At 49.6% G+C, this 25,540-nt stretch carries 24 protein-coding genes; 7 read left to right on the forward strand and 17 right to left on the reverse strand.

Annotated features, from left to right (window positions below):
• Window positions 1-4: 4 nt before the first annotated feature.
• The 6 genes from BUB38_RS03595 to xseB all read right to left on the reverse strand — a co-directional run bounded on the left by BUB38_RS03595 (window position 5) and on the right by xseB (window position 4,168).
• The gene (locus tag BUB38_RS03595) at window positions 5-436 is read right to left on the reverse strand and encodes a hypothetical protein (protein ID WP_073157146.1); all 432 of its coding nucleotides are present in this window, start codon (window positions 434-436) and stop codon (window positions 5-7) included.
• Window positions 436-1,371 carry a GIY-YIG nuclease family protein gene (locus BUB38_RS03600; protein WP_073157149.1) on the reverse strand — a complete coding sequence of 312 codons (936 nt, stop codon included), beginning with the start codon at window positions 1,369-1,371 and terminating at the stop codon, window positions 436-438. Before BUB38_RS03600 ends, BUB38_RS03595 begins: the two co-directional genes overlap by 1 nt.
• A gap of 4 nt (window positions 1,372-1,375) precedes the next feature.
• The gene (locus BUB38_RS03605; RefSeq protein ID WP_083539634.1) at window positions 1,376-1,813 is read right to left on the reverse strand and encodes a hypothetical protein; all 438 of its coding nucleotides are present in this window, start codon (window positions 1,811-1,813) and stop codon (window positions 1,376-1,378) included.
• 65 nt (window positions 1,814-1,878) lie between these two features.
• Window positions 1,879-3,120 (reverse strand): class I SAM-dependent RNA methyltransferase, encoded by a 1,242-nt coding sequence (locus BUB38_RS03610; protein ID WP_073157154.1) that lies wholly within the window; start codon window positions 3,118-3,120, stop codon window positions 1,879-1,881.
• Between the two features lie 10 nt (window positions 3,121-3,130).
• Window positions 3,131-3,952: an ABC transporter ATP-binding protein gene (locus tag BUB38_RS03615; RefSeq protein ID WP_073157157.1), complete on the reverse strand. Its 822-nt coding sequence runs from the start codon at window positions 3,950-3,952 to the stop codon at window positions 3,131-3,133.
• Window positions 3,953-3,955: 3 nt separating this feature from the next.
• On the reverse strand, window positions 3,956-4,168 hold the full coding sequence (gene xseB / locus BUB38_RS03620; protein WP_073157160.1) for an exodeoxyribonuclease VII small subunit: 213 nt from the start codon (window positions 4,166-4,168) through the stop codon (window positions 3,956-3,958).
• A gap of 36 nt (window positions 4,169-4,204) precedes the next feature.
• Here xseB and BUB38_RS03625 point away from each other — a divergent pair, with 36 nt between their 5' ends.
• The 7 genes from BUB38_RS03625 to BUB38_RS03655 all read left to right on the forward strand — a co-directional run bounded on the left by BUB38_RS03625 (window position 4,205) and on the right by BUB38_RS03655 (window position 12,134).
• Window positions 4,205-4,912, forward strand: a complete 708-nt coding sequence (locus tag BUB38_RS03625; RefSeq protein WP_073157163.1) for a hypothetical protein — start codon at window positions 4,205-4,207, stop codon at window positions 4,910-4,912.
• On the forward strand, window positions 4,909-6,195 hold the full coding sequence (locus BUB38_RS03630) for a hypothetical protein (RefSeq protein ID WP_073157166.1): 1,287 nt from the start codon (window positions 4,909-4,911) through the stop codon (window positions 6,193-6,195). Before BUB38_RS03625 ends, BUB38_RS03630 begins: the two co-directional genes overlap by 4 nt.
• Window positions 6,195-7,520 (forward strand): hypothetical protein, encoded by a 1,326-nt coding sequence (locus BUB38_RS03635; RefSeq protein ID WP_073157169.1) that lies wholly within the window; start codon window positions 6,195-6,197, stop codon window positions 7,518-7,520. The genes BUB38_RS03630 and BUB38_RS03635 overlap by 1 nt, the downstream gene beginning before the upstream one ends.
• A gap of 1 nt (window position 7,521) precedes the next feature.
• Window positions 7,522-8,148, forward strand: coding sequence for a hypothetical protein (locus tag BUB38_RS03640; protein ID WP_073157171.1), 627 nt, complete (start codon window positions 7,522-7,524; stop codon window positions 8,146-8,148).
• Window positions 8,149-8,156: 8 nt separating this feature from the next.
• Entirely contained in the window at window positions 8,157-9,722 is a 1,566-nt protein-coding gene (locus BUB38_RS03645) for a peptidase associated/transthyretin-like domain-containing protein (protein ID WP_139258200.1), read from the forward strand.
• A gap of 56 nt (window positions 9,723-9,778) precedes the next feature.
• Window positions 9,779-11,395 (forward strand): tetratricopeptide repeat protein, encoded by a 1,617-nt coding sequence (locus BUB38_RS03650; protein WP_073157177.1) that lies wholly within the window; start codon window positions 9,779-9,781, stop codon window positions 11,393-11,395.
• Window positions 11,396-11,492: 97 nt separating this feature from the next.
• Window positions 11,493-12,134, forward strand: a complete 642-nt coding sequence (locus tag BUB38_RS03655; RefSeq protein ID WP_073157180.1) for a DedA family protein — start codon at window positions 11,493-11,495, stop codon at window positions 12,132-12,134.
• Here BUB38_RS03655 and BUB38_RS03660 read toward each other — a convergent pair.
• The 11 genes from BUB38_RS03660 to cmk form a co-directional block, all read right to left on the reverse strand.
• A complete protein-coding gene (locus tag BUB38_RS03660; RefSeq protein WP_073157183.1) occupies window positions 12,131-13,672 on the reverse strand; it encodes a nitrilase-related carbon-nitrogen hydrolase in 1,542 nt (513 codons plus the stop codon). The genes BUB38_RS03655 and BUB38_RS03660 overlap by 4 nt on opposite strands.
• A 95-nt stretch (window positions 13,673-13,767) precedes the next feature.
• Window positions 13,768-14,328, reverse strand: coding sequence for a hypothetical protein (locus tag BUB38_RS15950; RefSeq protein ID WP_139258202.1), 561 nt, complete (start codon window positions 14,326-14,328; stop codon window positions 13,768-13,770).
• An 8-nt stretch (window positions 14,329-14,336) separates the two neighbouring features.
• Window positions 14,337-15,557 (reverse strand): hypothetical protein, encoded by a 1,221-nt coding sequence (locus BUB38_RS03665; protein ID WP_088665390.1) that lies wholly within the window; start codon window positions 15,555-15,557, stop codon window positions 14,337-14,339.
• 150 nt (window positions 15,558-15,707) lie between these two features.
• A complete protein-coding gene (locus BUB38_RS03670; protein WP_073157188.1) occupies window positions 15,708-17,012 on the reverse strand; it encodes a hypothetical protein in 1,305 nt (434 codons plus the stop codon).
• A 66-nt stretch (window positions 17,013-17,078) separates the two neighbouring features.
• Window positions 17,079-17,873, reverse strand: a complete 795-nt coding sequence (locus tag BUB38_RS03675; RefSeq protein ID WP_073157190.1) for an ABC transporter ATP-binding protein — start codon at window positions 17,871-17,873, stop codon at window positions 17,079-17,081.
• 12 nt (window positions 17,874-17,885) lie between these two features.
• Entirely contained in the window at window positions 17,886-18,668 is a 783-nt protein-coding gene (locus tag BUB38_RS03680; RefSeq protein WP_073157193.1) for an MlaE family ABC transporter permease, read from the reverse strand.
• A 12-nt stretch (window positions 18,669-18,680) separates the two neighbouring features.
• Window positions 18,681-20,198, reverse strand: coding sequence for a replicative DNA helicase (dnaB, locus tag BUB38_RS03685; RefSeq protein ID WP_083541870.1), 1,518 nt, complete (start codon window positions 20,196-20,198; stop codon window positions 18,681-18,683).
• 108 nt (window positions 20,199-20,306) lie between these two features.
• Window positions 20,307-21,254, reverse strand: coding sequence for a uracil-DNA glycosylase family protein (locus BUB38_RS03690; protein WP_073157196.1), 948 nt, complete (start codon window positions 21,252-21,254; stop codon window positions 20,307-20,309).
• A 2-nt stretch (window positions 21,255-21,256) separates the two neighbouring features.
• The gene (locus tag BUB38_RS03695; protein ID WP_073157198.1) at window positions 21,257-22,576 is read right to left on the reverse strand and encodes a bifunctional phosphopantothenoylcysteine decarboxylase/phosphopantothenate synthase; all 1,320 of its coding nucleotides are present in this window, start codon (window positions 22,574-22,576) and stop codon (window positions 21,257-21,259) included.
• Between the two features lie 461 nt (window positions 22,577-23,037).
• Window positions 23,038-24,786 carry a 30S ribosomal protein S1 gene (rpsA, locus tag BUB38_RS03700; RefSeq protein WP_073157201.1) on the reverse strand — a complete coding sequence of 583 codons (1,749 nt, stop codon included), beginning with the start codon at window positions 24,784-24,786 and terminating at the stop codon, window positions 23,038-23,040.
• A gap of 37 nt (window positions 24,787-24,823) precedes the next feature.
• The gene (gene cmk, locus BUB38_RS03705) at window positions 24,824-25,492 is read right to left on the reverse strand and encodes a (d)CMP kinase (protein WP_073157203.1); all 669 of its coding nucleotides are present in this window, start codon (window positions 25,490-25,492) and stop codon (window positions 24,824-24,826) included.
• Window positions 25,493-25,540 lie beyond the last annotated feature (48 nt).

The following is a 25,540-nucleotide window of genomic DNA, read 5'->3' on the forward strand; positions in this document are numbered from 1 at the left end:
TAAATTACTTGTGAATTTGATTGGCCTCGTTAGGCAATAACTGTCCCGGACTTGTCCTTTGGGCATCCTCTCCCTTGAAGTTGGGATTAAAGGCCTTTAACTGAGCCTGTTTCAAATCAGCCTGAACATCCAACAAATGCATTTCCCACAGTCGCATGGCTTCATCCAGTTCCTGGCGGGCATTCAGCATAAATTCTTTCAGCTGATTCAGTTCCAGCATCTTTTCGCGTTTCATCATCCAGAGTTCTTCTTCCTCCGGCATGCGTTCAATATTGAACAGCAAGTTCAGATAGTCTTCTTCAGCCTTTCTATAGGCCTTATACATATCCACGTAAACCAGGTGGCGGTCGTCTACCATCGTCTGCTGAGGCGAGGGATGGCTAGCACAACCAGCCAACAAGGCCGCGACAAAAGCTGCAGGAACCAAGCGACGCATTACTCGTTACCCTCTTCGCCAGGCTTTATGGTATTGAACATACGTTCCACGGTAATATGGCTGGTGAAGGTCACCGTATCGCGAGTTTCCGGATTCACCATGGTATGGGTACCGACCTTGGTTTCATGAGAAAGGCAGGGGATACCGGTCTTGGGGTCAATCATGATTTCGTAGCGGGTCTGGTATTCAGCCTTAAGGCCCTTGTTATACTTCTTGAACTTTTCGTCTACGATCTTGGAATTGACATGCTGTTCCCATATGAAATAGGGGAAGCTTTCCGTTTCCTGCAAGTAAACCACATAATCCAGGCAGCGACGATGGTCGCGATTTTCAAAACCGCGGACAACCACAGAATCAACCTGGATCAAGGCGAAATTCAATCGGCCTTCATCCTTCAGCTTTTGCGTGATGTTTCCCTTGGCAGGAATTTCACCCACCAGCAGGTGATCCATTTCCCAGCGGTGCTTTTCGGCACGGGCCAGGTGAGGCTTAAATTCAGGATTCAGCAACTGTTCGTGCCACAGCTTGGGCATGGGCAGTTTCGTCACAATGCTATCGTAGCCTTCGTTCAGACCGTCAATGCTAACGACCTTGCGATCGATGGCAGCCAAGTCCACAGACTTTGCACGCCAGGCCAGAGCCGTCGGGTAATAGTTCTTCAGGTAGCCACTGGAATTGTCGATGACGTAATCCCTATGAACCTTGGTGGTATCGCCCGATGTAGAATACTGAATTTTCACATTGGTCAAGGTATGAGTACCAACGCGTTCGTCACCCTTTTCATCGAGAGTGGTGATATAGCTTTCGGCAATCATTTCCATTTTAACCGGTTCCGAAAGCGTATAGTTCATGGTCACGGGAAAATCACCGCAAGCCACCAGGGCTGCACTCAAGGCAATGGCGGAACCCGCCAGGATCAAATTACTCTTCTTCATAAAATTAGCGGGTCTTTACAAGTTGAATATCCTTGGTAGCAAGCACTCGGCCATCGGCGCTAAACTCGATCATGACTGAACCGGGTTTGCGATGCTTGCACATTTCGCGGGCCAGCATCATGCCACCATGTCTAGACTTACCCTGCAAGGTATACACACCCATCTTTTCGGTAACCTTTACATCGCGAGACCAGATTTCGGCACCCTTCTGAGCCGTAGAACCTTCGTAAAAGGCAACCTTCAAGTTGGTAAAGTCGAAGTTCTTGCCATACTTGAACTGCACTACCATCTGGTCGGCCAAATCAAATTCACTGGTCGTATCGGCAACAACCATGGAGCCGGCATTCCAGTCACGGCCACAGACAATGGAAGGTTCTTCGGTAGTGCATCCGGCAAAAATTGCAAGAGCGAAAGCCATCATGGCAAGGAACAACTTTTTCATAACACCTCTTTTCTTACTATAGGTAAAGTAGCAAAAATGGAACATCTAATTGTGTAATAAAAATTTTAGCGGGACAGTACAAACATCATTTCCATATGGGGAGTCTGTGGGTAGAAGGCAAAACCTTCCGCCTGCTTCAAGCTGAACCCTGCCACAGCAAACTTGGCATAATCACGGGCTAAGGTGACGGGGTCGCAGGAAACATAAATCAGACGGTTTACGGAACTGGCAATAATGGCCTCCAGCGCCTCCTTGGGAAGTCCTGTTCTAGGAGGGTCCACAATAAGCGTAGCAGGAACATCCACCACATGGTTGGCCAGCCAGTCTTCGGCGGGGGCAGAAACATTTTCGCAGTTGGCGGTACCCGCCAGATTCACCTTGGCATGCTTAAGGCAACCGTCTTCACGTTCCACCGTCGTCACGCGTTTAAACTTGTCCTGCAAAAGGGCGGCAAAGAAGCCTACGCCGCTGAACAGGTCAATCAGCCATTCATCGCTGGATTCTCCGGAGGCGATACCAGCCTCCACAGCCTTACGAACGCTTTCCACCAGTTCCGGCAACAATCCTAAATTACTCTGGAAAAACACCGACGCATCGGACTCGATTTTCTTGCCGCAAATATCCACCACGCTGACCGCATTCTTTTCAAAATCGGACTTGGGCATACCGCGATAGAAATAGCTGACTTCGCCCGCACCGTTATCAAAGATGTTCAGTTCGCGGGCATCGCGGTTAGCGGCACAAAGTTCCCGACCGGCACCGTTCAGGAATTCATTCAGGGCAGGTGTCAGTACAGGGCACTTCTTGAAAGGCACCACATCGTTGCTTTCCTGACCGCGGAAACCGAAAGCTCCTCTTTCGCCCTTGCCGCGGTCGCCGCAATAAACTACGCGGGCACGATTGCGATATTCCCAAGGTTTACCAAAGTGAATTCTAAAATCGGCAGGCAGTTCCGTATGAGCCAGGCGCTTAAAGTTTTCCCGTTCCACACGTTCCATATATTCAATCTGCCTTGATGCATCCAGGTGCTGCAGGCTACATCCGCCGCACTTGCCATAATGGGGGCAAAACGGCTTTACGCGATCTGGAGATTCCTCTATGATTTCGATAGCCTTTCCGCGGGTAAAATCTTTCTTGGAAAAGGTTAGCAGAACCTTGCACAATTCCCCAGGCAGGGCTCCCTGCACAAAGCAAATTCGGCCATCGGGCAAACGGGCCATGCCATCGCCACCCTGAACCATTTTTTCGATCCGCAGTTCATAAAAGCGGGTTTCGCGGGATTCTGTTTTTCTACGGAAATTAGCCATAAATCAAATTCTAGGTTCGCTTGATGGTAGGCACACTAGCCAGCAATTTTTTCGTATAATCATCCTGGGGATTGGTCAAGACAACGTCGGCGTCGCCACGTTCAACCACCTTGCCAAAGTACATGACCAGGACTTCGTCACTTAACGCACGGACCACCTGCATATCATGACTGATGAACACGATGGAAAGCCCCAGGTCATTTCGCAGGTCATTCAACAAATGCAGAATCTGCGCCTGCACAGAAACGTCAAGGGCGCTTGTCACTTCGTCGCAAAGCAAAATTTTAGGCTGCACCATCAGACTGCGGGCGATGCACAGGCGCTGTCGCTGGCCACCGGAAAATTCATGAGGGAACTTGTCCAGGGCTCCATTGGGAATCGACACGCGGTCTAACAGTTCACGAGCCCGCTTCTCGGCTTCTTCAAAGGATGCTCCCCGAGCCACCACCGGCGCGGTCAAAATTTCAGAAACGGTCTGCCTCGGATTGAGACTGCTAAAGGGATCCTGGAAAACCATCTGCATCACGTCCGAAATGCGGAGTCCCTTGCCACCTGCGGCACGGCCCCCTTCCTGGCCAAAGACCTTGAAACTTCCGGAAGCAATGGGATTCAGGCCCACAAGGGCCTTTACAAGGGTAGACTTTCCACAGCCCGACTCCCCCACAATAGAAAGGATCTTTCCCTGGGGTAAGGTAAAGCTGACATGATCCACAGCCGTAAAGTAGCTCTGGACCTTGCTCAGAACGCCCCCGCGAATGGGGAACTTTACAGTCAGGCCATCCACCTCCAGGGCGGGGATAGAAGACGGGATTCCATTAGCAGATTCAGACATCTGTTATTTTTCCACTTCGCCATCGAGGCTAGCCAAAGCCTCTTGTACATTTTGTTCGGTTTTCAGGAGAATCTGGCGGCACTTGCGCAACAGTTCTGTCGCTTCCTGAACCTGGCCAGCCAATTCGTCAATTTCCATTTCGGAATTGTCAATCCGTTCCAAAATGGACTCCAGACGATCCATGGCATTTTTGTACTCAAAATTTTCTTCACTCATAAACAGGAATATAGAAGATTTGCTAAAATGTTTTGTATGGGAAAACTACTTTTCGCCCTATTTAACGCAGGTGCCGCCATCCTCATGGGAGCACTTCTTGTCGCATGCCTAGACATTCCCGACGCCCCAAGCACCTCTTCGGTCATCACAGGCGCGTCTGTCGTCGTAGAACAATTCGGCAAGCAGGACTCCACCCTTCGAAAAATCAATTCCAATGAGTCCTCGGCTCTAATTGCAAAGGTTCGACCCAGCAAGTATAAAGATGATGTTTCCTACTACTGGTATAACGATCAGGAACTTATTGATAGTGGACGGACATTCCCCATATCCTCAAAAAATGCCCTAGCAGGGCAGACAAATCCTAACCGCATCCCGAACAAGGTCGTCATTCACGATCAAGACGGCAATTCCATCGAGAGGGAATTCACAGTTATTATCAATGCACCCCCTATGTTGAGCGAGACAACCATTCCCTCCGACGGAGACACTCTAATCGGGGATCGCCACACCGCCTTTCTTTTCAAGTGGAGCAGTAGCGACAACGACAGGAACCAGCTGCTGGAACATGTGATTACAATCGACCACACAAATTATGCAGTGGGTGAACTCAATGAAATCAGGCAATCGGGACTTGCAAAGGGCAAGCACTCTTTCCGAGTCATTGTGACCGATCCCCTGGGCGATAGCGATACCACTTCCATAAGGACGTTCTACGTTAAAGAATCTTCCGGAGGTAAACAGTGAAAATAGCCTCCCTCCTCACCGCCCTTATTGCAATCGCAATTGTCGCCTGCACCGATTCCGACAATTATATTTTTGACGAACGCGACCACCAGGAAGTCCGGGTAGACGCCTTCATCACACAGACCTTTGACGAAACTTCCGTTCGAATCAAGAACGACACTGTCGCCCCCAACGATTCCCTGATTTTTCTGTCTTCTGTATATCCATCTAAAGCCATTCGCAGCCAGGATATCTTCTGGACCCTTGACGGAACTCCCTTTGCCACAGAGTATAGTTTCAAGGCTTCAGTCAAGACACCCGGCCTGCATAAAGTCGCATTCGTCCTGGTAGACTTCTTTGGCGATACCATCAGCGACACAATCACCCTCTATGCAGCCATTCCTCCCACACTGAACTTGAAAAAAATCATTCCGGCAAACAGCACCCAGGAAATTCCACCCAACGAAGACATCAACTTTTCCTGGTACACCACAGAACAAGACCGATACTGGGATACATATTACCACTTCGTCTTAAAAGAAGCCGTCCCGACATCCCAAAAAGACAACGGCATCATTCTGGACACAATCCTAAGTTCATCGACTTTCAGCTACAACAAAGGCCTTGCTCCACTCACCAAATACACTTGGTCTGTATCGGCCTACAACGAACTGGATATGAAATCCTCGCAATCCATCGAGGGTGAGTTCTATACCGCCGGCCTTTCGAACGAAAGTGGAATTCTCGCTACGGTCATTCCCCCGTCTAAACAGATTCCCCAATCTATCCAAGTCACGATTATCAGCAATTCCGGCGACACTCTGTACAGGGCAAAGGAATTTCACGCCGATTCCGCAGGAAGATTCTACATCAAGCCAATCACCCCAGGCAAAATAACATTCATCGTATCTGCCAGCGACACTCCCGACTTACAGCCAATTATAAGGGAAATTTCCCTTAAGGGAAATCAGGTATACAGCCTTGATTCGCTGCAGTTCGCCGACATCACGCCCCCAACAATTTCTTCCATCGACAATAAAGATACCCTCCTCCTCCAGGACACTTTGAATTTCATCTTAAAGGATGGCGGAGGCAACGTCGTACTTTCCACAAGTTCTGCAAAGCTTGACGGAAACATCATCCTGGATTACAACATTAGTAGAGACACCCTTAAGGTGATAATGCCCATCTCCAGCACATGGACCTACCGAATTCTATCCATTGAAGTTTACGATCAGAGCGGAAACAAGAGCACTCGGTACTTTTATCTGTACTCCGACAAAACATACAGAGAGGATCCATAATGAGAAAGCTATCCTTCTTACCGCTTCTCGCCTGTATGCTGGTCGCATGTGGCAGCGACGCCCTTATCGGAGAACCAGAGAACGTTCTTAGCCAACAGGTGTACGTGCTACCATCGGGAGCAAGTTTATCGAACGACAACCGTTCCCACTACGTCATCGGCGACACCATCTATCTGGAAGCAAACCAGACCTACAAATTTTATGCAGGGTACACCCTCAACGACGAACCCGTCAACGAGGCTAGTTCTCTATACGCCAGTCTGCTTTGGGAACTTGACGGTCAGTTCTTCAACATAGAATCGTTCCAATACGCCTTCACTTCATCCGGAATAAAAAAAGGATTCCTTGAAACAGTAGACCTATACGGAGACACCGTTCGCACTCATTTTGAAGTTCTAGTCAACACACCCAATAGAATTCAGCTGGAATATCCCGCTAACGGTTATAACCAAGTAGAACGAAACAACGAAAAGGGCATTCCCCTCCGCTGGAAGACCGAGGGGCTGGATCCATGGGAAACAGCTTACTGCACCATTTACGCCAGCGATGAAAAGGATGACATCTGGGCCAGTTCCATAGGCACCACAGACTGCAACAACAATATCAGCCTCAAAGGCATCGTAAACGAAGACCTTCCAAGTAACACGGTCTACTGGGCCGTCAGCATGCTCGTCACAAACGATGCAGGCAAGGGCTATACGACAACTACAGATGTCTTTAGTTTTACCACTAAAACCGAAGAGCAATCCCTATTGACCATTCCGGTCATCTATAGGGGTTTCCCCTACGATCAGACGGTCAACACAGAAATCATCCTGACCAATGCTGCAGGCGACACCTTGCAAGTCGTTACGAATAGTGAATCTCACTCCGAAATTCAGGTTCCCGTGGAGGCCCAGACAGGTCTACACATTTACGCCCGCGACATTAGCAGACCGGAATACACAGCAAACAAGCAAGAAGTAGACATTCCCGAGAGTACAGCCATTACGGCAAGCACCATTTACTTTACGGATGATATTCCTCCGCAACTGGCACCAAACAAAACTAGCGCAGCCCATTCAGACACAATCTACTTCAACGTCATCGATATGGGTTCTGGAGTAAATCCCGCAAAGATTCGGGTCACATCAGGGTCAGACAATCTAACCTACAGTTTCCGGAATTCCCTACTCGCCATACCAAACCCCTGTAAATATTCCTGTTCCATTGTTATCGAAGGCGAAGACTACGCCAACAATCCGTTCCCAAATACATACTGGGTTCTAGAAAACATCAACGAACAGGTCGTCATTAGCGGGCCATTCCTTAGGGAGGGGTTCTAAGATGAAAACCATACTCTCGACCCTACTCGTCATTCTGGCATTGTTTACTGGAGCTCATGCTCAAAAGCTTTTGCATGTATCTACAATCCCCAGCAATGCAGATATCTATATCGGCACCTCCAGGCCAGACCTTGCAGATAAGCCCGACTATGTTTCATCAGCATTTGTCAGCGTATCCGAAGAACAAGCTCTCATGGGAGAAGTTTTATTGCACCTGTTCCGTCCGGAATTCACCGACACCACCATCCGAGTTACACTTTCTCCAAAAGACACTTCCTACCTGATCGTATCCCTGCACCCCACCTATGACGACAATCTGATCAAGGAACAAAACGACATTGTCGCCAAGAGGGGTCGTCGCAGTTTCGGATACAAGATGATGATCGGCTCGGCAATCCCCCTATTCGTTAGCGGAATTGCAGGTGCTGTCACCTATTACCAGATATCCCGCGCCGAAGATGCCAAGAAGACTCTAGAAAAAACTCGGATACATTCACAGTCCTATGAAAATGCAAAACAGGACTTCCGTGATTCCAGAGACAAGGCAAAAACCGCACGCAAGACAACTATCGCAGGCCTCGCAACAGGCGCCACTCTGCTCACCTTAGGATTCATCCTTTCGTTCTAGGCATTTCTATGAAAAAAATTCTTCTTCTATTATTGACTGCAGGCATCACGTTCCTGTTCGCTGCCGAGGATCACGGCGTTAGAGCCAAGGTCGACCTGGTTTCTGGCGTCACTCAATACGCCCAGTTTATCGGCATCCAACAGGATTCAGTCCTCCTTGGCGGAAACATCAAGGGACAGTTTACCATTATCAAGATTGCCAAGAACCGATTCAAGAGCATTGTTGACGAACAGGGCAATGACTTATTGAATCCCAAAGCCCAACAAGTCGCAGACACCACAGCCACCCAGGCAGATTCTTCCCAGGAAGCACTCCCGGAACAATCTACCGAGGCGTCCACCGAACAATCCGAAGAACAAAGACAGCCCACCTTCCTGGACTCCGTGGCAGGAAAGCACATCTTTGTAGCCCTAGAAAAAAGATCCATTGATTCAGCTCTCGATGCACAGCTTTCTCCAATATTACTCCAGCTGATCAAGGAATCAGGAACACCCCTTGTCGTCGCCAACAGGACTCAATTCGGTTACTGCAGAAGTTCCGCCTGCATCAAGGATTCGCTGGCACTCTACGGAGCAGCCTCCGTATACCAGGGGAGCATCTCTGCCGGCGCAAGCCAGGATTCCCTGACACTCTACATGACACATCTCGACTTGACCGATTCAACGGCAAAGCCCCTTACCGCAACCGTAAACCTCTCTGTTTTCAATGGCTTAGGCGACGCCATTACCGACAACAAACTTTCCAACTTCATCAAACAACTCAAGGGAGAACCGCTCCCCACCAAGAAAAGAAACGTCAGCTACGTCAAGTTGGAATCGGAACCGGAAGGTGCCACAATTACCATCCCCGGCAAGGACGACATCTGTAAGACACCCTGCACATTCGCCCTCCAGGACACCGAAAAAGTTGATATCTACGCCTACTGGAAAGTCAATAGCCAAATCTGGGGCGCAAAGAAGACCATCAAACCGATTCCCTATGACACCACAAAACTTTCTGTAAAGCTAAAGAAGGTCAAACCGGAACTTCGCGTATTCACCATTCCCGAAGGGGCCTACATTTACGCAGGATCCTCACCCATTTCCCCCACCTCACACGCCATTGGAAAATCCCCCAACAAATTCGACCTAAACGACATCGGCAGTTCATTTATTCAAATTCGTAAAGAGGGCTTCAAGGACACACTTGTTTCTTTCTATGCCAGTCCCACAGACCCGACCAGTGTAAATGTCACCCTGCAACCCATTACAACCCCCGTTGAAATGGAAATCCAGAATGCATGGGTCAAGGAACAGAAAAAGAACTTCATAGGCAAGGTCCTGATGGGTTCGTCCATCGCCCCCCTGCTGGCAGGAGCACTTCTATCCTATCTCGCCAACCAGGATTACGACGATGCCCGCCACATCAAAGACCAGTTAAACATTCCCTCGACGTTAAATGGCAGCCATTACCAGGCCCAGGTGAACAAGAACCATGACCTGGTCAAGAAGGGCGACCGCAAGTTAACTGTCGGCGGATCCCTAATTGGAACTGGGATATTAATGTTTGGAGTAGGTTTTTTACTCACTTTTTAGCCATTATCCTCAAAATCGCCCCACGACAACTGTAATAAAAAATTAGATTTACACTGATGCGTAAAATATTTGCAATTTTGTCTTTTATCGCTGCCGCCTCACAGGCCGCAGACTTTGAACGTTCCAACTGGCGTACCCAGCTCTATGTGCAGGGTGAGCCCGCTTTCCTGAACTTTAAGGGTGAAAACGGCATCCTAGACGAAGGTATCGATGCTGAAGTCATGACAGTGCCCATCTCTGCCGGTGCACTCTGGTCTCCCCTCATCACCCCCTTCTGGAAGGCAGACATTCCCTTTACTATCTGGCTGGGTGTGGAAGTCAACTCCATCCAGTTCGGTACCATCGAAGATAGTCCCGAATACACCGTTCCCGATGAAGTGAATGGTGGCAAGCGCAAGGGCGAACAGAACGACCGCGAACTGTCTTTCATGACTTACGCTCCGTCCTTCCTCGCCGGTTTCTCCGTAAACCTGGTCGGCGACCTGGACCTCCGCGTTCTCGGCGGCTTCGGCTTCCACTTCTTCTCGTTCTATGACGACTATCTGGGCAACACCGAAACCCACACCGAAATTCTCAATACGGCCTTTGTCTCTGGCGCTTTGGAATACCGCATCACCGAAGTGTTCAAGGACGTGGACCTGAAGATCGGCCTGAATGTCCGCAAGGAATTCATGCCCTACGAAGACATTACAGCCCGTACCAAGGATGCAAGTGCAAGCCCGTCTCCCTACTCCGACCTGACCATGACCAAGGTTGAGTACAAATGGCCTGTACGCGTCGGCCTGGAAATTTCTCTGGACTTCGGCCGCGAAAGCCGCCGTGACCGCCAGATGCGCTTCAAGCTCCATGACCGCGACGACGTACTCCGTCAGAACAGCGAAGTCAAGGACACCCTGTCTGACTGGGACTGCATGGCCATTGAACGCGACTACCGCTTCTACCTTGACGATGACGGCAACCTGCCCGACATGAGCGAAGCATTTACTCGTACTCAGTTCACCGACGTGCTCGAAAGCTACCTGGCCTTCTGCCACCCTGCAGACCTGGCCACCAAGGAACAGCTCTACGCCACCATGGACTCCAGCAAGGTTGAACTTAAGGAATACCAGGTACGCCAGGAAGACGGCCGTTTCGATCAGGTCATGGCTAGCAACGACCCCGAAATGCTGCAGATGTTCATCGAATACTATCCGGACTCTCCGCGCCGTGCAGAAGTTGAAGCCAAGCTTCGCTCTCTCAGCGAATACGACAAGTTCCGCGTCATCCAGGCACAGAACACCTTCAAGGCATTCCTCGCCTACTTGAATGACAATCCCAACGGAGCCTTCCGCGACGAAGCCGAAACCGGAATCTTCGAACTGGTTAAGGCAGGCAACCGCGTCAAGGACTACGAAATCTACCTGAAGCGTTTCCCCGACGGCAGATACGTCAACGAAGCAAAGGAAGCCATCAAGAGAGCTTCTGGCGAATCTTCTGTGATCGAATACCAGACTGGCGAAACCTACGACACCACACCTGAGGCCGAACCGGAACAGGAAGTTGTCGAACAGGAAGAAGAAGAAGAACCGGCACCGTCCAAGTCCAAGAAGAGTGGCAAGAAGGACAAGAAGGATAAGAAAGCCAAGAAAGACAAGAAAGCTTCCAAGAAAGCCAAGGGCAAGAAAAAGAAGTAATTAACTTGTTCTAAAAAATTTAAAAGCGCAGTCCTTATGGCTGCGCTTTTTCTTATTGTCATAATCTAGACAGTTTGCTTTTCTATATTTGCCTACCATGATTTACAACTTGATTATCGACTGGTACAACGCCCACCTGAACTACGGCACAATCACCCTCCTCATGGCCGTAGAAAGTTCTTTCATCCCGTTCCCGTCTGAATTGGTAGTTCCCCCTGCAGCCTATAAGGCTCTCCAGCCCGATTCCGGTCTGAACATCGTACTGATCGTGCTCTTCGCAAGCATCGGCGCCATGATCGGCGCATTCATCAACTATTATCTGGCAAAGTTCCTGGGCCGTCCCATTATCTACAAATTCGCAGACAGCCGCCTGGGCCACTTCCTGCTTCTGGACGTTCAGAAGGTTCAGAAAGCCGAAGATTATTTCCGTGAACACGGCGTCATTTCCACTTTTGTCGGCCGTCTCATCACCGTGATCCGTCAGCTGATTTCCATTCCCGCAGGCATCGCCGGCATGAAGGTTCTGCCCTTCGCCATTTTCACATTCCTGGGCGCAACCATCTGGAACTGCGTGCTGGCCTTCCTTGGCTACTTGGCTCACGGTCAGAAGGATATCATCGAAAAGTACAACTCCGAGTTGGGAATTGCACTTCTCGCCTTTGGCGTTCTATTTATCGGTTATATGGTCTGGAACGCTGTCAAGCCCAACAAGAAAAAGGGCGACAACAAGCAGGACTAGGCACCAGCCTGTTCCTCGATACTTCCATCCTTAGTACGTCGGGCACCAAGCCCAATGAACATCAACGATAGAATCAAGTAGACGTAGTTCAAAAATCCGCCGTTTTTGGCATACACTGTTTCATGGGCAGACGTAGGAACGTCAGAGATAAACAGCCTATCGTATCCCACATCCTTAAACGGTCTCCGATTGACCTCTCGGCCGTACTCGTCGCTGACAAGCGAAACGCCATCATAGGAAGTCACAACCAGATTCACACCGTGTTCCACCGCGCGAACCGCCAAGGATCTGTAATGAAAATCATTTATACCATCCCAAGCCCATGACGGAATAAAGAGTAACTGAACCTTGGGATCCAGGGGTCTAAGAAAATCCGAGAAATTGCCGTCGTAACAAATGGCAAAAGAAACAATATGGGCCTTCCCCCCTATTTCCAGAGGGACCGCAGGTAGCTTTTCACGCCCCACATCCAGATTAAAGGATTCTACCAGGGGAACAGGTTTATGCTTGTTATACTCGTATAAAATCTTTCCCTGGTTATTTATCAGTACAACCTTGTTCTGGAAGAGCCCTTCTCGGCTGTTATCCGTATCATAGACACCTAGGGACAGCAAGATGGGCATATTGAATTTACGGGCATACTCCGAGGCATTGGCAATAAAATCACCCTCACTCGAATCTGCAACGGCAAAGGCCTCCTCGCTAAAAACCAACATCTGCGCACGTTCACGGTAAGCCGATTCTGCAAGCGTGTTAAAGCTACGGAGATAACGTTCGTAACTCAAGGTTTCCCAGCTACCATCCTTGCGTTGATCGACTTTAGGCCCAATTGCCTGGGCAATTCGCACCGTATCAGACGATTCATCATGAGCCATCTGGAAAATGCCCCAGGCATGCATGGCCACCAAGGCTAGCAACATGCCAAGTCCTATACGTTTGGCACCATCACGGTTCCAATGCATAATCACGTATACGGCTACGGAACCCACAAAAGTTATAAGAAAGGTAAGTCCGAATTCCCCCACAACAGACAAAACCTGGAATATGGCCCTATTGTCGTACTGGGCATAGGATAAGTTGTTCAGGGGAATAAGATCGCAAGCCGAAAAAACAAGGTTCAAGGTACCGTATACCGTGGGGAAAACCAGCGTATTGACAAAGGGAGCCTCCTTAACACAATAGCGAACGTCCCATGCAAAAGGAACCCAAAAAAGACAAGCCTGCAAAGCCGTAAATACCAGGCACTCTTTTTCAAGCCCCACACCAAGAACCCCATAAAAACGGACACACAGGCCCACGGCCAAGAATATATAGAGAATGGCCTGGCTAAAGCGATGTTCACTCAGACGGCAATAGTACAGAAAGCAGAACGGCCAGATCCAGACACCCAGGACATACAAAACCTTAAAGTCCGGGAACATCGAGGGCAAGAACATAAACACGCAGCCCACCACCAGCAGCAGCAACGGTAGATTTGACTTGCCATATTCTCCAACGTATGACGTAAAACGTTTCAGGAAACTCTGGATAAACTTCATTTAAAACACCTCAACCCTTTACACATCCTCTAATATAACTACGAATGTAATAAAAAGTAAGAAAAATGTATTTTTAACGAAGTTTAGGATAACGCCTACAAACCATCCTTATTTACAGCTCGGACTTCAGGACAGCTGACAATAACATAATTCATATCGCTATCATATACGACAACCCTAGGCGCCACAGACTCCCCAACATAGGAGAAGTAATATAGAGCCAAGGGGCCCTTACTAGACAAATCGCCCCACTCATAGTGTTCTATAGAGGCGTCAGATTCACAACCGCTTACCGACCATGAGGCAGAGGGATTCGTCTCAAAATCCACCTCAGTGGCGGCAGCCTCGCATAGGCAACCTGTAATGCGGAACACCGAATGGGAACTAGACGAAACTGCAGCCGAGGATTCTATCGGGATTTCAATATTAGAACTACTGCTAGAAAATTCAGCGGAACTACTGGTTAAATTATCCTGCAGGCTGGAAGAAGAGCGGACAAAGACAAGTTCCGAAACGGAGCTGCTTAAAGGCTCCTCTTCAGATGAAGAACTTTCCGTCTGGCAGGAATATTCCTCAAACTCGTCCGCCTTAAGGGTCGTTTCAGAACAAGCCCCCAGCACCACGGAAACAGCCGCTATTCCATACCGCCACTTCATGCAACCCCTCACATCATCAAACTACACAAAGCAGGAGCACTCAGCCGAAGCGAAAGACTATAATCCCCCGTGGCTTTATCACAAGGCAAATCCACCGAATGAAAATACGAAACTTCGTATTCCTCGCCATCTACGACCATGATAGAATAGTCTCCGCCTTCGAAGCTACAGTAAAAATCGGCTCCAAAACTATCGGCACAACGTTCTTTCGGCGCCGTCATAAGCACGCTAAAATCTCCCGCCGGAAACTCCACCCTTTCATGTCCATCCATCTGATACTCAGCACCTTCAGTCACCTTCACGCCAGGACACAGTACTTCCATCTGGGTATTGTCGGAATTGTTGACCGTCAGCACGGGAGCATAACTAGCCCGAGGTTCATTAAAAGTCTTGGTATAGCTGACATCATCGCCAGCCGGCCTGCCATCCCAGGCATAAGTCAGGGAAGCCGCCTCGGTTCTGCAACCCGAAACAGACCAAGTCACTTCGGGAGTTTCTTGATAGTTCACCACTTTAGCATCAGAATTACATGAGCATCCAGAAATCGGCACACCGTTCACATGAACGGGACATGCTACAGTCTGCACCTTATCGCCGATAGAAACGATCACATGAATCTTATGATCTCCACCGGAACTAAAGAGGACCTTACTGCTAGTTCTTCCATTTTCGGAATCTTCGGAAATTTCAAAATCACCATAATCCCATTCGTAAGTCGCCGTAGTCAAAAGAGCCGGATCTTCAATCAGGGAACCGTCTGCCGTAAACTTGAAAGCAACAGAAGTTCCCTTACCAATGGTGGTACTGCCATCAACAGGGGCACAGACGCCCAAGGCAGGCTCACTCATTCCATTTAATACAACCCTAGAAGAAGAACTGATATCGTCGATAGACAATACAGACGAAGAAGATTCCTCCTTAGCCGAATTGGATGATTTGGCCTTGCTACTGGAAGACGCCTTGGAATCGCTAGACTTTTTCACAGCGACTTCATCGCCCTCATCGCCAACCCATTTTCCATCTTCACACTGGTACGAAAAGGAAACCTTGTCAGGATTACTCATGATAATGATTTCCCCCTCGTTCTTGGACGTACAAGAATGAGACGTCAGTTCATCCAGGGAACTGACAAAATTTTTCTGATAATTTCCGTCAGAAAGATCTTCCGTAAAATCAGAACATCCCCATACGGCCAATACAATCGGCAAAGCTACAAAACTTCTAGACATGGACCCTCCTGGTTTTAGTCAATTCTATACAGCGGGGTTTTCTACTTCTATAGTTAAAATATAATTACAAAAGCAATAGAAAACGTCTAACCGGATATAAAAAGACCGACTCCAGAGGAGCCGGTCTTTTTAAAACCAATTTATCTAAAATTAGTACATGCCCAACTTGCACTTAGCTGCAGAACCACCAGTAAAGTTTACGCAAACCATACTCGGAGCAGAATATTCCCCCTGAGTAAGAGCAGGTGTCATTTCCAAGGTCACGTTGCTTAAGGAGTATGAACCAGTCTTAGTTTCAGTTTCCGTGCCATAAGTTAAAGTCATGGAGCAACTAGCTTCAGCATTAACAATGTCGCAAAGCATCTTCAGCGGAGGATTATGTCCCTGATTCCAGGTTCCCTTCACAACAATGCAAGCCTCATTAGGAACAGTGATATCTTCCTTTTCAACAAAAGTATCGGTAAACACAAGTTCGTATTCAGCGCCCTTGGTAGTCTTCACTGCGGGGCAAGTCACTTCAACCAAGGAATTGTCGTCGCTCTTGACCACAAGCTTGGGAGCAAAACCCGGCTGAGCTTCAGCAAAAGTCTTGGCAAAGGTTGTAGTACCTTCAGCATCATCCCAGTAGTAGCTGAGGGTATGACCAGCAGAAATACAACCGCCTGCAGTCCAAGCCACTTCCGGAGAAACAGTATAGTCAACAGTTTTTTCTGGTGTGGTACATTCGCAACCAGTGATGGGGTCACCATTAATATGCAGCGGGCAAGGAATAGTTTCAGATTCTCCACCTGCATAAATGGTCACGGAAACGTCTGCGTCACCGGACTCGGTAAAGGTGATGTTATCACTAGTCTTCTTGCCGTCGCCGGAACCATCGGGAGTACCACTGTTATAGTGCCATTCATAAGTGGCGCTAACAATAGCCATAGGATCAGGCAGGGCAGCACCATTAGGAGTCACCTTGAATCGAACAGATTCACCCTTGGTAATGGAGGTCTTGCCAGTTGATTCGGCACAGGTACCCAGACCAGTTATAGTGCTACCACCACCAGAGGTAGAGCTGGCGACAGGATCAGTTCCGGTATTGATAGTGGCGGAAGATACAGGGTTGCCACCAATCACACGGGAAGAAGAGGAAACGTCTACCAGAGGCTGATTGCCATTATTGGGAACTTCGCTAGCGGAAGATGCGGGAGCAACAACTTCCTGACCGCTAAGGTAAGGCACATAGGCTGCAGCGCATTCCGGGTCTGCCTGGCACTTTTCCTTGGAGACCTTGATAAGGCCAGAAACAACCATCGAGTCGTTTTCGGCATCGGTCTTAGAGGGGCTAACAAAGGTTGCGGAAATAACCTGATCATCAGAATCAGCTTCATAGATATTACCGCTACCGCAAGCCCAGAAGGTACCTACTGCAGCAGCAGACATAAGTCCAGCAATAATCTTCTTGTTCATAAATAAACCTCTTTCCTCTAAAAATACATTATTCTAAGTCAAAACGTTACAGGTTAAAGGGTGTTTTTACCCCTGATGATCCTCTTCTACAGAGATTTTACGCTGTCCCGTAATAAATTGGTGCACATATGGGTTACTGGTGTTCTTTATTTCGTCTACCGTACCCACTTCAATGATACGTCCATTGTAAAGCATGGCGATTCGGTCAGCCACCTTGAAGGCGCTCACCATGTCATGGGTCACCACCACGGAGGTCACACCAAGCTTGCTCTGCATATCCAGGATCAAGTCGTTAATCACGTCGCTGGTAATGGGGTCCAGACCGGTTGTGGGTTCATCGTACAGCAAGATTTCGGGATTCAGGGCAATGGCGCGGGCCAGGGCAACACGCTTGCGCATACCGCCAGAAAGTTCAGAAGGCATCTTGGTTCGGAATTCCGGTACCAGGTTGATCATCTGAAGTTTTTCGGTCACCACATCCTGAATCTGTTTTTCAGACAGTTCCGGATGATGTTCGCGAAGAGCGAAGGCAATGTTCTCACCGGTATCCATGGAGTCGAACAAGGCGCCCATCTGGAACAGCATGCCCATCTTGCGACGAATGGTATGGGTATCAAAAAATTTAGGCGTACTGATAGTCACACCGTCCACAGTCACTTCACCACCATCGGGCTGCAACAGACCGATCATGTGCTTCAGAATCACAGACTTACCACCACCGGACTTACCGATGATCACCATGGTCTCGCCACGGCGGATATCCAGGTTCACATCGCAAAGCACGTCCTGAGGTCCGAAGGACTTCTTAAGGCCCTTCAGGCGGATAGCGATATCGTTCGGGTCAATCTTCACATTGGGCATAATCTACCTGCTCTAGAAGAATAGGAATGCATCCAGGACAAAGTCAGCAATCAAGATCATAAGGCAACTGGACACAACAACGCTCATGGTCGCAAGACCCACACCTCGGGCGCCGGCCTTGGCATTAACGCCATGGTAGTAACCCAACAAGAAGATGAGGGTTCCAAAAACAAAGGACTTCAACACACCAGACCAAAGATCCATAGGATCGAACAAGTACTGCATACCCGTCACATAGGTGTAAGTCGTAATATCCAGACCCAACACGCAAACAATCCAACCACCGATAATGGCCAGGGCATTAGAAATAATGGTCAGACAGGGAATCATGGTAAAGAAGGCCACAAAGCGAGGCAACGCCAGGTAACGGTACGGTTCCAGTCCGAGCACGGTGTACGCCGCCAGTTCTTCCTTTTCTTTCATGGAACCCAGTTCTGCGGCAATGGCGCTACCTACACGGCCAGAAAGCACAATAGCAGTAAGCAGGGGGCCCAGTTCGATAAGCACCATCTTACAGGCCGCAGTACCGACAAACTTATCGGCCACCAAATTGTGGAATTCGAACTTTGCACAAACCGTAGCCACCATGCCCGTAAATAGAGAGGTCACAAACAACAACGGAAGAGACGATACGCCAATGGAAATCATCTGCTTCGCAATAAGGTCAGGATTCTTGTGGATGTAACGGAGCTGCTTCAGCGTATTCAACAGAATGCAGACAACCTCACCGATATTGGAAATACCGGTTACGATGATTTCGCCAATCCAGGCAAAAGGACGAAGGAGCAGAGGCATCAGAAATTCTCCTTAAAAGTCCGCAAAGTCGGGAGCGCCGCCCCCCATATCGCCACCATCATCATAGACGTAGGCTCCACCATCACCACCTTCACCCATATCATCGGGTGCGGCATCGTAGAAGGTGGTATATTCGGGAATGAAAGTCATCCTGATATCCTTAACGGAACCGTTACGATGCTTGGCCACAATTAGTTCCGCCTTGTTGCGGTCATCTTCGGCATGAGTCTGGACAAACTTACGTTCCACGAACCAAACCATGTCGGCATCCTGTTCGATAGAGCCTGATTCACGAAGGTCGGACAACTGGGGGCGTTCGCGGCCCTTTTCTTCCACCTTACGGGAGAGCTGTGCCAAGGCAATAACCGGAATCTGCATTTCCTTGGCCAGGATTTTAAGACCACGGGAAATGGCGCCGATAGCCACGGCACGGTTTTCTTCCTTGCCGGTCTTCATCAACTGCAAGTAGTCGATAATCAAGAGATCCAGCTTGTTCTTGCGCTTGAGCTGGCGGGCCTTACTCATCAGTTCCATAATGCCAAGGTCAGCATTGTCGTCCACGTACAAAGGAGCCTGGCTAATGGGAGTCACAGCGGCAATAAGCTGGCGCTTTTCGTCGTTGGTCAAGTGGCCGTTACGAAGGCGGCTCTGGTCGATGCCAGCCTGGGAGCTCAGTAGACGCTGAGCCAACTGCACACCATCCATTTCTAGGCTGAAGAAGGCCACGTTCTGATTGAACTTGATGGCGGCGTTTGCGGCAATGGTCATGGCGAAAGAGGTCTTACCCACACCAGGACGGGCTGCCAGAATAATCAAGTCGGACTTCTGTAGACCGTTGGTCAGTTCATCCAGTTCAGTAATGCCGGTTCGAATGCCGGTAATGCCATCCTTACGGTTATTCAGACGTTCCAGGAGAGGCGTCATGAACTGGTTAATAGGCTTCAGGGAATCGCGGACCTGATCATCGGCGATGGCAAACATATCGCGTTCGGCATCTTGCAGCACCTCGTCGGGAGCGGCAGCCGGATCCATGGCATTCCTGATAATGGTGGAACTCATATCGATGAGTTTACGCAAAGAAGCCTTCTTGCGGAGCAGCTCCATATGCCAGGAAGCGTTTGCCGAAGACGCCACCGATTCCATCAAATCGAACAGATACTCACGACCGCCCACCAAAGACAGCTTGCCCATGGTTTCCAGTTCAGAAGCCAAGGTCACCAGGTCAATAGGGGTAACGTTACGATTTAACGTACACAAGGCGGTCCATATCAGCTGATGTTTTTCCAGGTAGAAGTACCCTTCATCTTTAATAATCATGATGGCTTCGCCCATCACTTCAGGATCGCGCAAGATGCTGCCCAGCAGGCAACGTTCCGCATCCAGGTCCATAGGGACCTGACGGCCTTCAAACTTTCCAGAATCGGAGCCACGCTTCTTCGGCGTATATTCCGGTTCGCTGTAGTTCGGTTCCGAATAGCCCTGATCGAATTCCGGCTCAGGGAAGTTCTGTTCGTTATCAAATTCTGACATAATAATTTTCCATTTTGAAATATAAAATTTGAAAAGGCTCCCATTTTCAGGGAGCCGTTATTCATCGTATCAAAACGGTGTTTTTTTGAAAGGATCGCAATGCAATTCCTAGACTTTTGCCTTGAACAAACCACTGCGGGGAATGTGAATTTTCCAGGTGAGCCATTTCATCTGCTTATCGTTCACCATGGCGTAGGGGTCCACCAGGCTTACGGTTCTTACCCCTTCGAAGTCCTGGGCGGTACCAGCCAATTCGTCAAAATTCTTGTTCTTGCCCATGACCTTGTAGAACAGGGGCTGACCAAAGGTGACCATGATTTCAGGCTTGATAAAGGAAACTTCCTTGGCCAACATTTTCTTGAGGGCCGCGTCCAATAGGGGGGCCAGGGGGCGATCCGTAGACTTGAAGAAGTACGTGATGCCGATATCCGCTACATCATAGCCTAGGCTAACAAAAAGGCGTCCAAGCATTTCACCCACAGGAGTGGTCAAGAAATTCTCAGTAGTTTCGCCCTGCTTGGCAGCCTGCAAAAGGAACAGCAACTTGGGATTGGCTGGTCCGGCATAACGCAAGACCTGCGGTTCCTTGGCGTACAAGGCCTCGGACTTGATAGCTTCGTAAAAGTCGTTCAGGCTCAGCACTGATTCGTAAGCGGAAGCGGCTCTCTTGACGGTGCGAGATGCCGGAGCGGGAACAGCAGCCTGTGCAGGGGCTGCAGGAATATCCCCAAAGAAACTGCCCGTAAGTCCGGTATTGTCGGGAATGGGCATATTTGGAATAGACAAGCCTTCCGAAGAGTCTTCCATGGATTCCTGAGAAGCGGGCCTTGCATTGGGGAATGTAGGCGGCAAGTTCCTGGGAACCGGACGGGGAGCCGCTGCGGGGGCTGGGGCGGCCTGGGGTCTGGGAATCGGCGGCAGGTTACGGCCTGCAGGACGGGCAACAGCCTTCTTCACGGGAGCCCAAGGTTCATCCATCAGCAAGTCCGCATCACCCAGGTCAATCTGGGCGGCCAGATAATTGCGTAGAGCGCTAAAATTGTATTCTTCAGACATGCTTACCCCTCAACTCGATTTTGGGTCAGACGGGACATACAGAAATTGACGATGGTCTCTGCCAGGGAAACCTTGCTGCCCATGGAAAGTTCCGGAATAGGCTTGTCGTGCTCCACCAGGGCAAAGCGCACGTTATCCTTTCCGAAGCCGCTATCCGAAGCCACAGGCGCATTCAGGAGGAGAGCATCGGCTCCGGACTTCTGGAATTTTTCGGCAGCATGTTCCTTGAAATGATCTGTTTCCAGGGCGAAACCGACAATCACCTGTCCCTGCTTTCGGGCAGCGGAACAGTCCCGCAAGATGTTGGGATTGGGAACCAGTTCGATAACCAGCTGACTGCGGCTATCCTTGATTTTTTCGTTAGCCGGATTGGCTGGGCGGTAATCAGCCACGGCCGCACAATGGACAAGGGCATCTACGTGGGGCTGGCGGGCAAGAACCGCGTCATGCATTTCACAAGCGCTCTTGACTCGGGTCACCTTGACGCCACCGGGGAATTCAGCTTCCATGGGACCGGCCACCACTTCTACGTCAAAACCATTTGCCAGGAACACCGCAGACAAGGCGACAGCAGTCTTTCCGCTGCTGCGATTAGAAATATAACGGACCGGATCGATAGCTTCTTCGGTTCGACCGGCAGTAATCAGAACTCGGCGAGTCGAGACTTCAGGCGACAGGTTACAGGCACCAGGTAAGTCAAGTTTGGCAGACTCCTCAAGGAACTTCTGAGCGTCAGAAACCTGCAGTTGGGCCACAGACTTTTCGCACTCCGTTCGACGTTCCTCTCTCGCCTCCAAAAAATCCACAATCTGCGCGGGTTCCAGAAGCCTTCCCTGCCCCACTTCGCCGCAGGCCAAAAAGCCAGCGGGACTTTCCAGCACACAGGTATTTTCAAAATGACGAAGTGTTTCCAGATTGCGCTTGACCGCCGGCGAATTATACATAGCCACATTCATGGCAGGCGCCACAAAACGTTCGCAAGTGCAACTCATAAAGCAAAGGCTTACAGGATCATCGGCAATGCCGTAGGCGAACTTACCGATTACATTGGCCGTGGCGGGGACCACCAGGTAGATGTCGGCCCATCGGGGGAAATCAATATGCTGGAAAGGACGAGCCTCCACCGCCCCGTTCTTCAAATACACGGGACACTTGGAAAGGCTAGCAAACGTCAGGGGCGCCACAAACTGAGTTGCAGCCTCCGTCATGCAGACGCGCACCTCGGCCCCCTTCTTTTGCAACAGTCGCAAAAGTTCGCAGGACTTGTAGGCGGCAATCCCGCCAGAAACACCAAGTAGAATTTTCTTTCCAGCTAAATCCATGTCCTAAATTGTAGAAAAATTAAAACTTAAATCCTGCAGAAAATCTAACAACATCAGGTCGAATTTAAATGCAAAAGGACCGTTTCGGGCATAAATGGGCTCCAAACCGAGCGATCATGTTTATTTGGAGTCCATAATTTAGAATAAATTAACGTAAAAAATCAATTATCCCCATTAATTTTTCTAACAGATGGGCTCCAAATTTCCCCAAATACGCTAAATGGAGTCCATATTGACCTTAATCGCACTCTCGCATATACAAACAACGTAAATAAATGGACTCCAAACCATAATTTTTCCCGCAATTGGAGTCCAAATTTTCACCAAATCAAAAAAAGAAACCCCGCGGCGTTAACCACGGGGTTCCTCAAGCTATGTGTTTTGAGAAATGGGGCATGAGTCTTGAGTCACCTCAAAGCAAGCCGAAGGCTTGCGACCTCATACCTCACAGCCCTTCGCTATTAAGCTTCCTTCTTAGCGGACTTCTTAGCCTTGGGAGCTGCGTCACCGATAGTGGTGCCGTTTTCGCCCGGCTTATGAGAGTCCATCCAAGCCTTCAGTTCAGCAGATTCACGGCTCTTGAAGTAGTCGACAACAGAGAGGTAAATCTTGCGGTTGTTCTGATCGATTTCAGTAACAACAGCCGGAACTTCGTCACCAACCTTGAATGCATCGGCAGGAACCTTGATGTATTCAGCAGTCAGCTTGGAAACGGGGATGAAGCCTTCGATGCCTTCGCCCAGTTCAACAACAACACCGCGGTCCAGCATGCGAACGATCTTGCCGTTCACTTCTGCGTTAACCGGATAAGAAGCATCGATGGAATCCCACGGATCTTCGGTGAGGTGCTTCATGGACAGAGAAATGCGGCGCTTTTCCTTATCGACAGCGAGAACGACGCATTCGACCTTGTCACCCTTCTTGACCATTTCGTTCGGATGGGTGATCTTCTTGGTCCAGGACATGTCAGAAACGTGGATGAGGCCATCAACACCTTCCTTGATTTCGACGAATGCGCCGAAGGAAGCGATGTTGCGGATTTCACCAACCACGCGTGCGCCCGGGGGAAGTTCGGTTTCGATGGTATCCCACGGATCGGATTCCAGCTGCTTCATGCCGAGAGAGATACGTTCTGCATCTTCTTCAACCTTGAGAACGACAGCTTCGACTTCCTGACCAACGGTGAGGATCTTGGACGGGTGCTTGACGTGCTGAGTCCAGGACATTTCAGAAACGTGGATGAGGCCTTCAACGCCGGAATCCAGTTCAATGAATGCACCGTAATCGGTGATGGAAACAACCTTACCCTTAACGATAGCGCCTTCGGGGTAACGTTCAGCGATATCCTTCCAGGGATGCGGCTTAAGCTGCTTCATGCCGAGAGAGATACGTTCCTTCTTGTCGTTGAAGTCGAGCACCATGACTTCCACTTCCTGGCCGAGCTGGACCATTTCGGTGGGGTGGTTGATGCGCTTGTAGCTCATGTCGGTGATGTGGAGGAGGCCATCTACGCCGCCGAGGTCAATGAATGCACCGAAGTCGGTGATGTTCTTGACGATACCCTTGCGAACCTGGTTCTTTTCGAGGGTTTCGAGAACGTCGCCACGCTGCTTGTTGCGTTCTTCTTCGAGAACAACACGGCGAGAAACGACGATGTTACGGCGAGCCTTGTTAACCTTGATAACCTTGAGGTCGAAGTCCTGACCGATGAGGGCATTGATGTCCGGAATCTGGCGGAGATCGATCTGGGAACCCGGGAGGAATGCATCGATACCGAAGAGGTCGACAACAACGCCGCCCTTGATGCGCTTGGTGAGGGTACCCTTGACCACTTCGTTGTTTTCGAATGCAGCATGGATGCGATCCCATACGCGAACGAAGTCAGCCTTCTGCTTGGAGAGGATGAGACGGCCGTCTTCATCTTCAAGCTTTTCTACGAAAACTTCAATTTCAGAACCGATTTCCAGGGAGTCAGAGTCCTTGAATTCACCGCGTTCGATAACGCCTTCGGACTTGTAGTTCACGTCGATGAGAACTTCCTGATCGTTGACCTGAGAGATCTTACCGGTAACGAGCTTGCCCTGTTCGAGGCAGTCCATACCAGCGTAGATGTCAGCGTTAGCCTTGCGGAAGTCAGCAGTGCAAGAAGCCTGTGCAGCAAGGATTTCGTCGAGGTCAGCCTGAGAACCGAATTTGATTGTGTTTGCCATATTAGTTTGTTTTTGGTTGCGGTTAAAAAAATTCAAGCTACGCCACTACACCTACGTAGTCGAGAATTTTTTGAACCTGTTGTTCAATTGAGGTTTGTGTAGTGTCAATTTCAATAGCGTCGTCGGCCTTCTTGAGAGGGGCCGTAGCTCTAGAGGAATCCAGACGGTCACGTTCGACCAGGTTCTCCAGAACTTCCTCATAGGTCACCTTTTCTCCGCGTTCAAGGAGTTCCTTGAGGCGTCGTTCGGCGCGAACCTTCACGTCGGTGACGAGGAAAAACTTGTACTTGGCATTGGGGAAAACCACGGTACCGATGTCGCGGCCATCCAGGATGCAACTGGAAACGGCACCGATCTCGCGCTGCTTGTCGGTCATGGCGCGGCGGACAGACGGCAGGGCGCAGTAGATGCTCACGTTAGAAGAAACGCGCATACCGCGGATGTCGGATTCGTAAGACACGCCGTCGATGAGGATGTGGTTTTCGGAGTCAAAGCTAAGCTTTAAATTCTTGAGGAGTTCATCCATGGCAGGACCTTCCTCGGCAGGAAGTCCCTTCTCGAGGGCGGCGAAAGTCACAGCGCGGTACATAGCCCCTGTATCCAGGTAGGTAATGCCCAGCTTCTTGGCAATCAGCTTTGCAGTGGTGCTCTTACCGGTACCGCTGCCACCATCAAGTGCAATAACAAAGTTTTCGGATGTACTCATGAGTGGCGCGTAATTTAGAAAAAATAAAAAGGGGCTTCAAGTAGAGCC

Source organism: Fibrobacter sp. UWH5 (assembly GCF_900142505.1).
Taxonomy (GTDB): domain Bacteria; phylum Fibrobacterota; class Fibrobacteria; order Fibrobacterales; family Fibrobacteraceae; genus Fibrobacter.

Excerpts from the sequence above, each read along its gene's own strand:
- BUB38_RS03595 (WP_073157146.1), bottom strand. The coding sequence starts at position 436 with ATGCGTCGCTTGGTTCCTGCAGCTTTTGTCGCGGCCTTGTTGGCTGGT.
- BUB38_RS03650 (WP_073157177.1), top strand. The coding sequence starts at position 9,779 with ATGCGTAAAATATTTGCAATTTTGTCTTTTATCGCTGCCGCCTCACAG.
- BUB38_RS03695 (WP_073157198.1), bottom strand. The coding sequence starts at position 22,576 with ATGGATTTAGCTGGAAAGAAAATTCTACTTGGTGTTTCTGGCGGGATT.
- BUB38_RS03600 (WP_073157149.1), bottom strand. The coding sequence starts at position 1,371 with ATGAAGAAGAGTAATTTGATCCTGGCGGGTTCCGCCATTGCCTTGAGT.
- rpsA (WP_073157201.1), bottom strand. The coding sequence starts at position 24,786 with ATGGCAAACACAATCAAATTCGGTTCTCAGGCTGACCTCGACGAAATC.
- BUB38_RS03675 (WP_073157190.1), bottom strand. The coding sequence starts at position 17,873 with ATGCCCAATGTGAAGATTGACCCGAACGATATCGCTATCCGCCTGAAG.
- BUB38_RS03670 (WP_073157188.1), bottom strand. The coding sequence starts at position 17,012 with ATGAACAAGAAGATTATTGCTGGACTTATGTCTGCTGCTGCAGTAGGT.
- BUB38_RS03655 (WP_073157180.1), top strand. The coding sequence starts at position 11,493 with ATGATTTACAACTTGATTATCGACTGGTACAACGCCCACCTGAACTAC.
- BUB38_RS03665 (WP_088665390.1), bottom strand. The coding sequence starts at position 15,557 with ATGTCTAGAAGTTTTGTAGCTTTGCCGATTGTATTGGCCGTATGGGGA.
- BUB38_RS03615 (WP_073157157.1), bottom strand. The coding sequence starts at position 3,952 with ATGTCTGAATCTGCTAATGGAATCCCGTCTTCTATCCCCGCCCTGGAG.
- cmk (WP_073157203.1), bottom strand. The coding sequence starts at position 25,492 with ATGAGTACATCCGAAAACTTTGTTATTGCACTTGATGGTGGCAGCGGT.
- dnaB (WP_083541870.1), bottom strand. The coding sequence starts at position 20,198 with ATGTCAGAATTTGATAACGAACAGAACTTCCCTGAGCCGGAATTCGAT.
- BUB38_RS03690 (WP_073157196.1), bottom strand. The coding sequence starts at position 21,254 with ATGTCTGAAGAATACAATTTTAGCGCTCTACGCAATTATCTGGCCGCC.
- BUB38_RS03640 (WP_073157171.1), top strand. The coding sequence starts at position 7,522 with ATGAAAACCATACTCTCGACCCTACTCGTCATTCTGGCATTGTTTACT.
- BUB38_RS03610 (WP_073157154.1), bottom strand. The coding sequence starts at position 3,120 with ATGGCTAATTTCCGTAGAAAAACAGAATCCCGCGAAACCCGCTTTTAT.
- BUB38_RS03625 (WP_073157163.1), top strand. The coding sequence starts at position 4,205 with ATGGGAAAACTACTTTTCGCCCTATTTAACGCAGGTGCCGCCATCCTC.
- BUB38_RS03635 (WP_073157169.1), top strand. The coding sequence starts at position 6,195 with ATGAGAAAGCTATCCTTCTTACCGCTTCTCGCCTGTATGCTGGTCGCA.
- xseB (WP_073157160.1), bottom strand. The coding sequence starts at position 4,168 with ATGAGTGAAGAAAATTTTGAGTACAAAAATGCCATGGATCGTCTGGAG.
- BUB38_RS03605 (WP_083539634.1), bottom strand. The coding sequence starts at position 1,813 with ATGAAAAAGTTGTTCCTTGCCATGATGGCTTTCGCTCTTGCAATTTTT.
- BUB38_RS15950 (WP_139258202.1), bottom strand. The coding sequence starts at position 14,328 with ATGAAGTGGCGGTATGGAATAGCGGCTGTTTCCGTGGTGCTGGGGGCT.
- BUB38_RS03660 (WP_073157183.1), bottom strand. The coding sequence starts at position 13,672 with ATGAAGTTTATCCAGAGTTTCCTGAAACGTTTTACGTCATACGTTGGA.
- BUB38_RS03680 (WP_073157193.1), bottom strand. The coding sequence starts at position 18,668 with ATGCCTCTGCTCCTTCGTCCTTTTGCCTGGATTGGCGAAATCATCGTA.
- BUB38_RS03645 (WP_139258200.1), top strand. The coding sequence starts at position 8,157 with ATGAAAAAAATTCTTCTTCTATTATTGACTGCAGGCATCACGTTCCTG.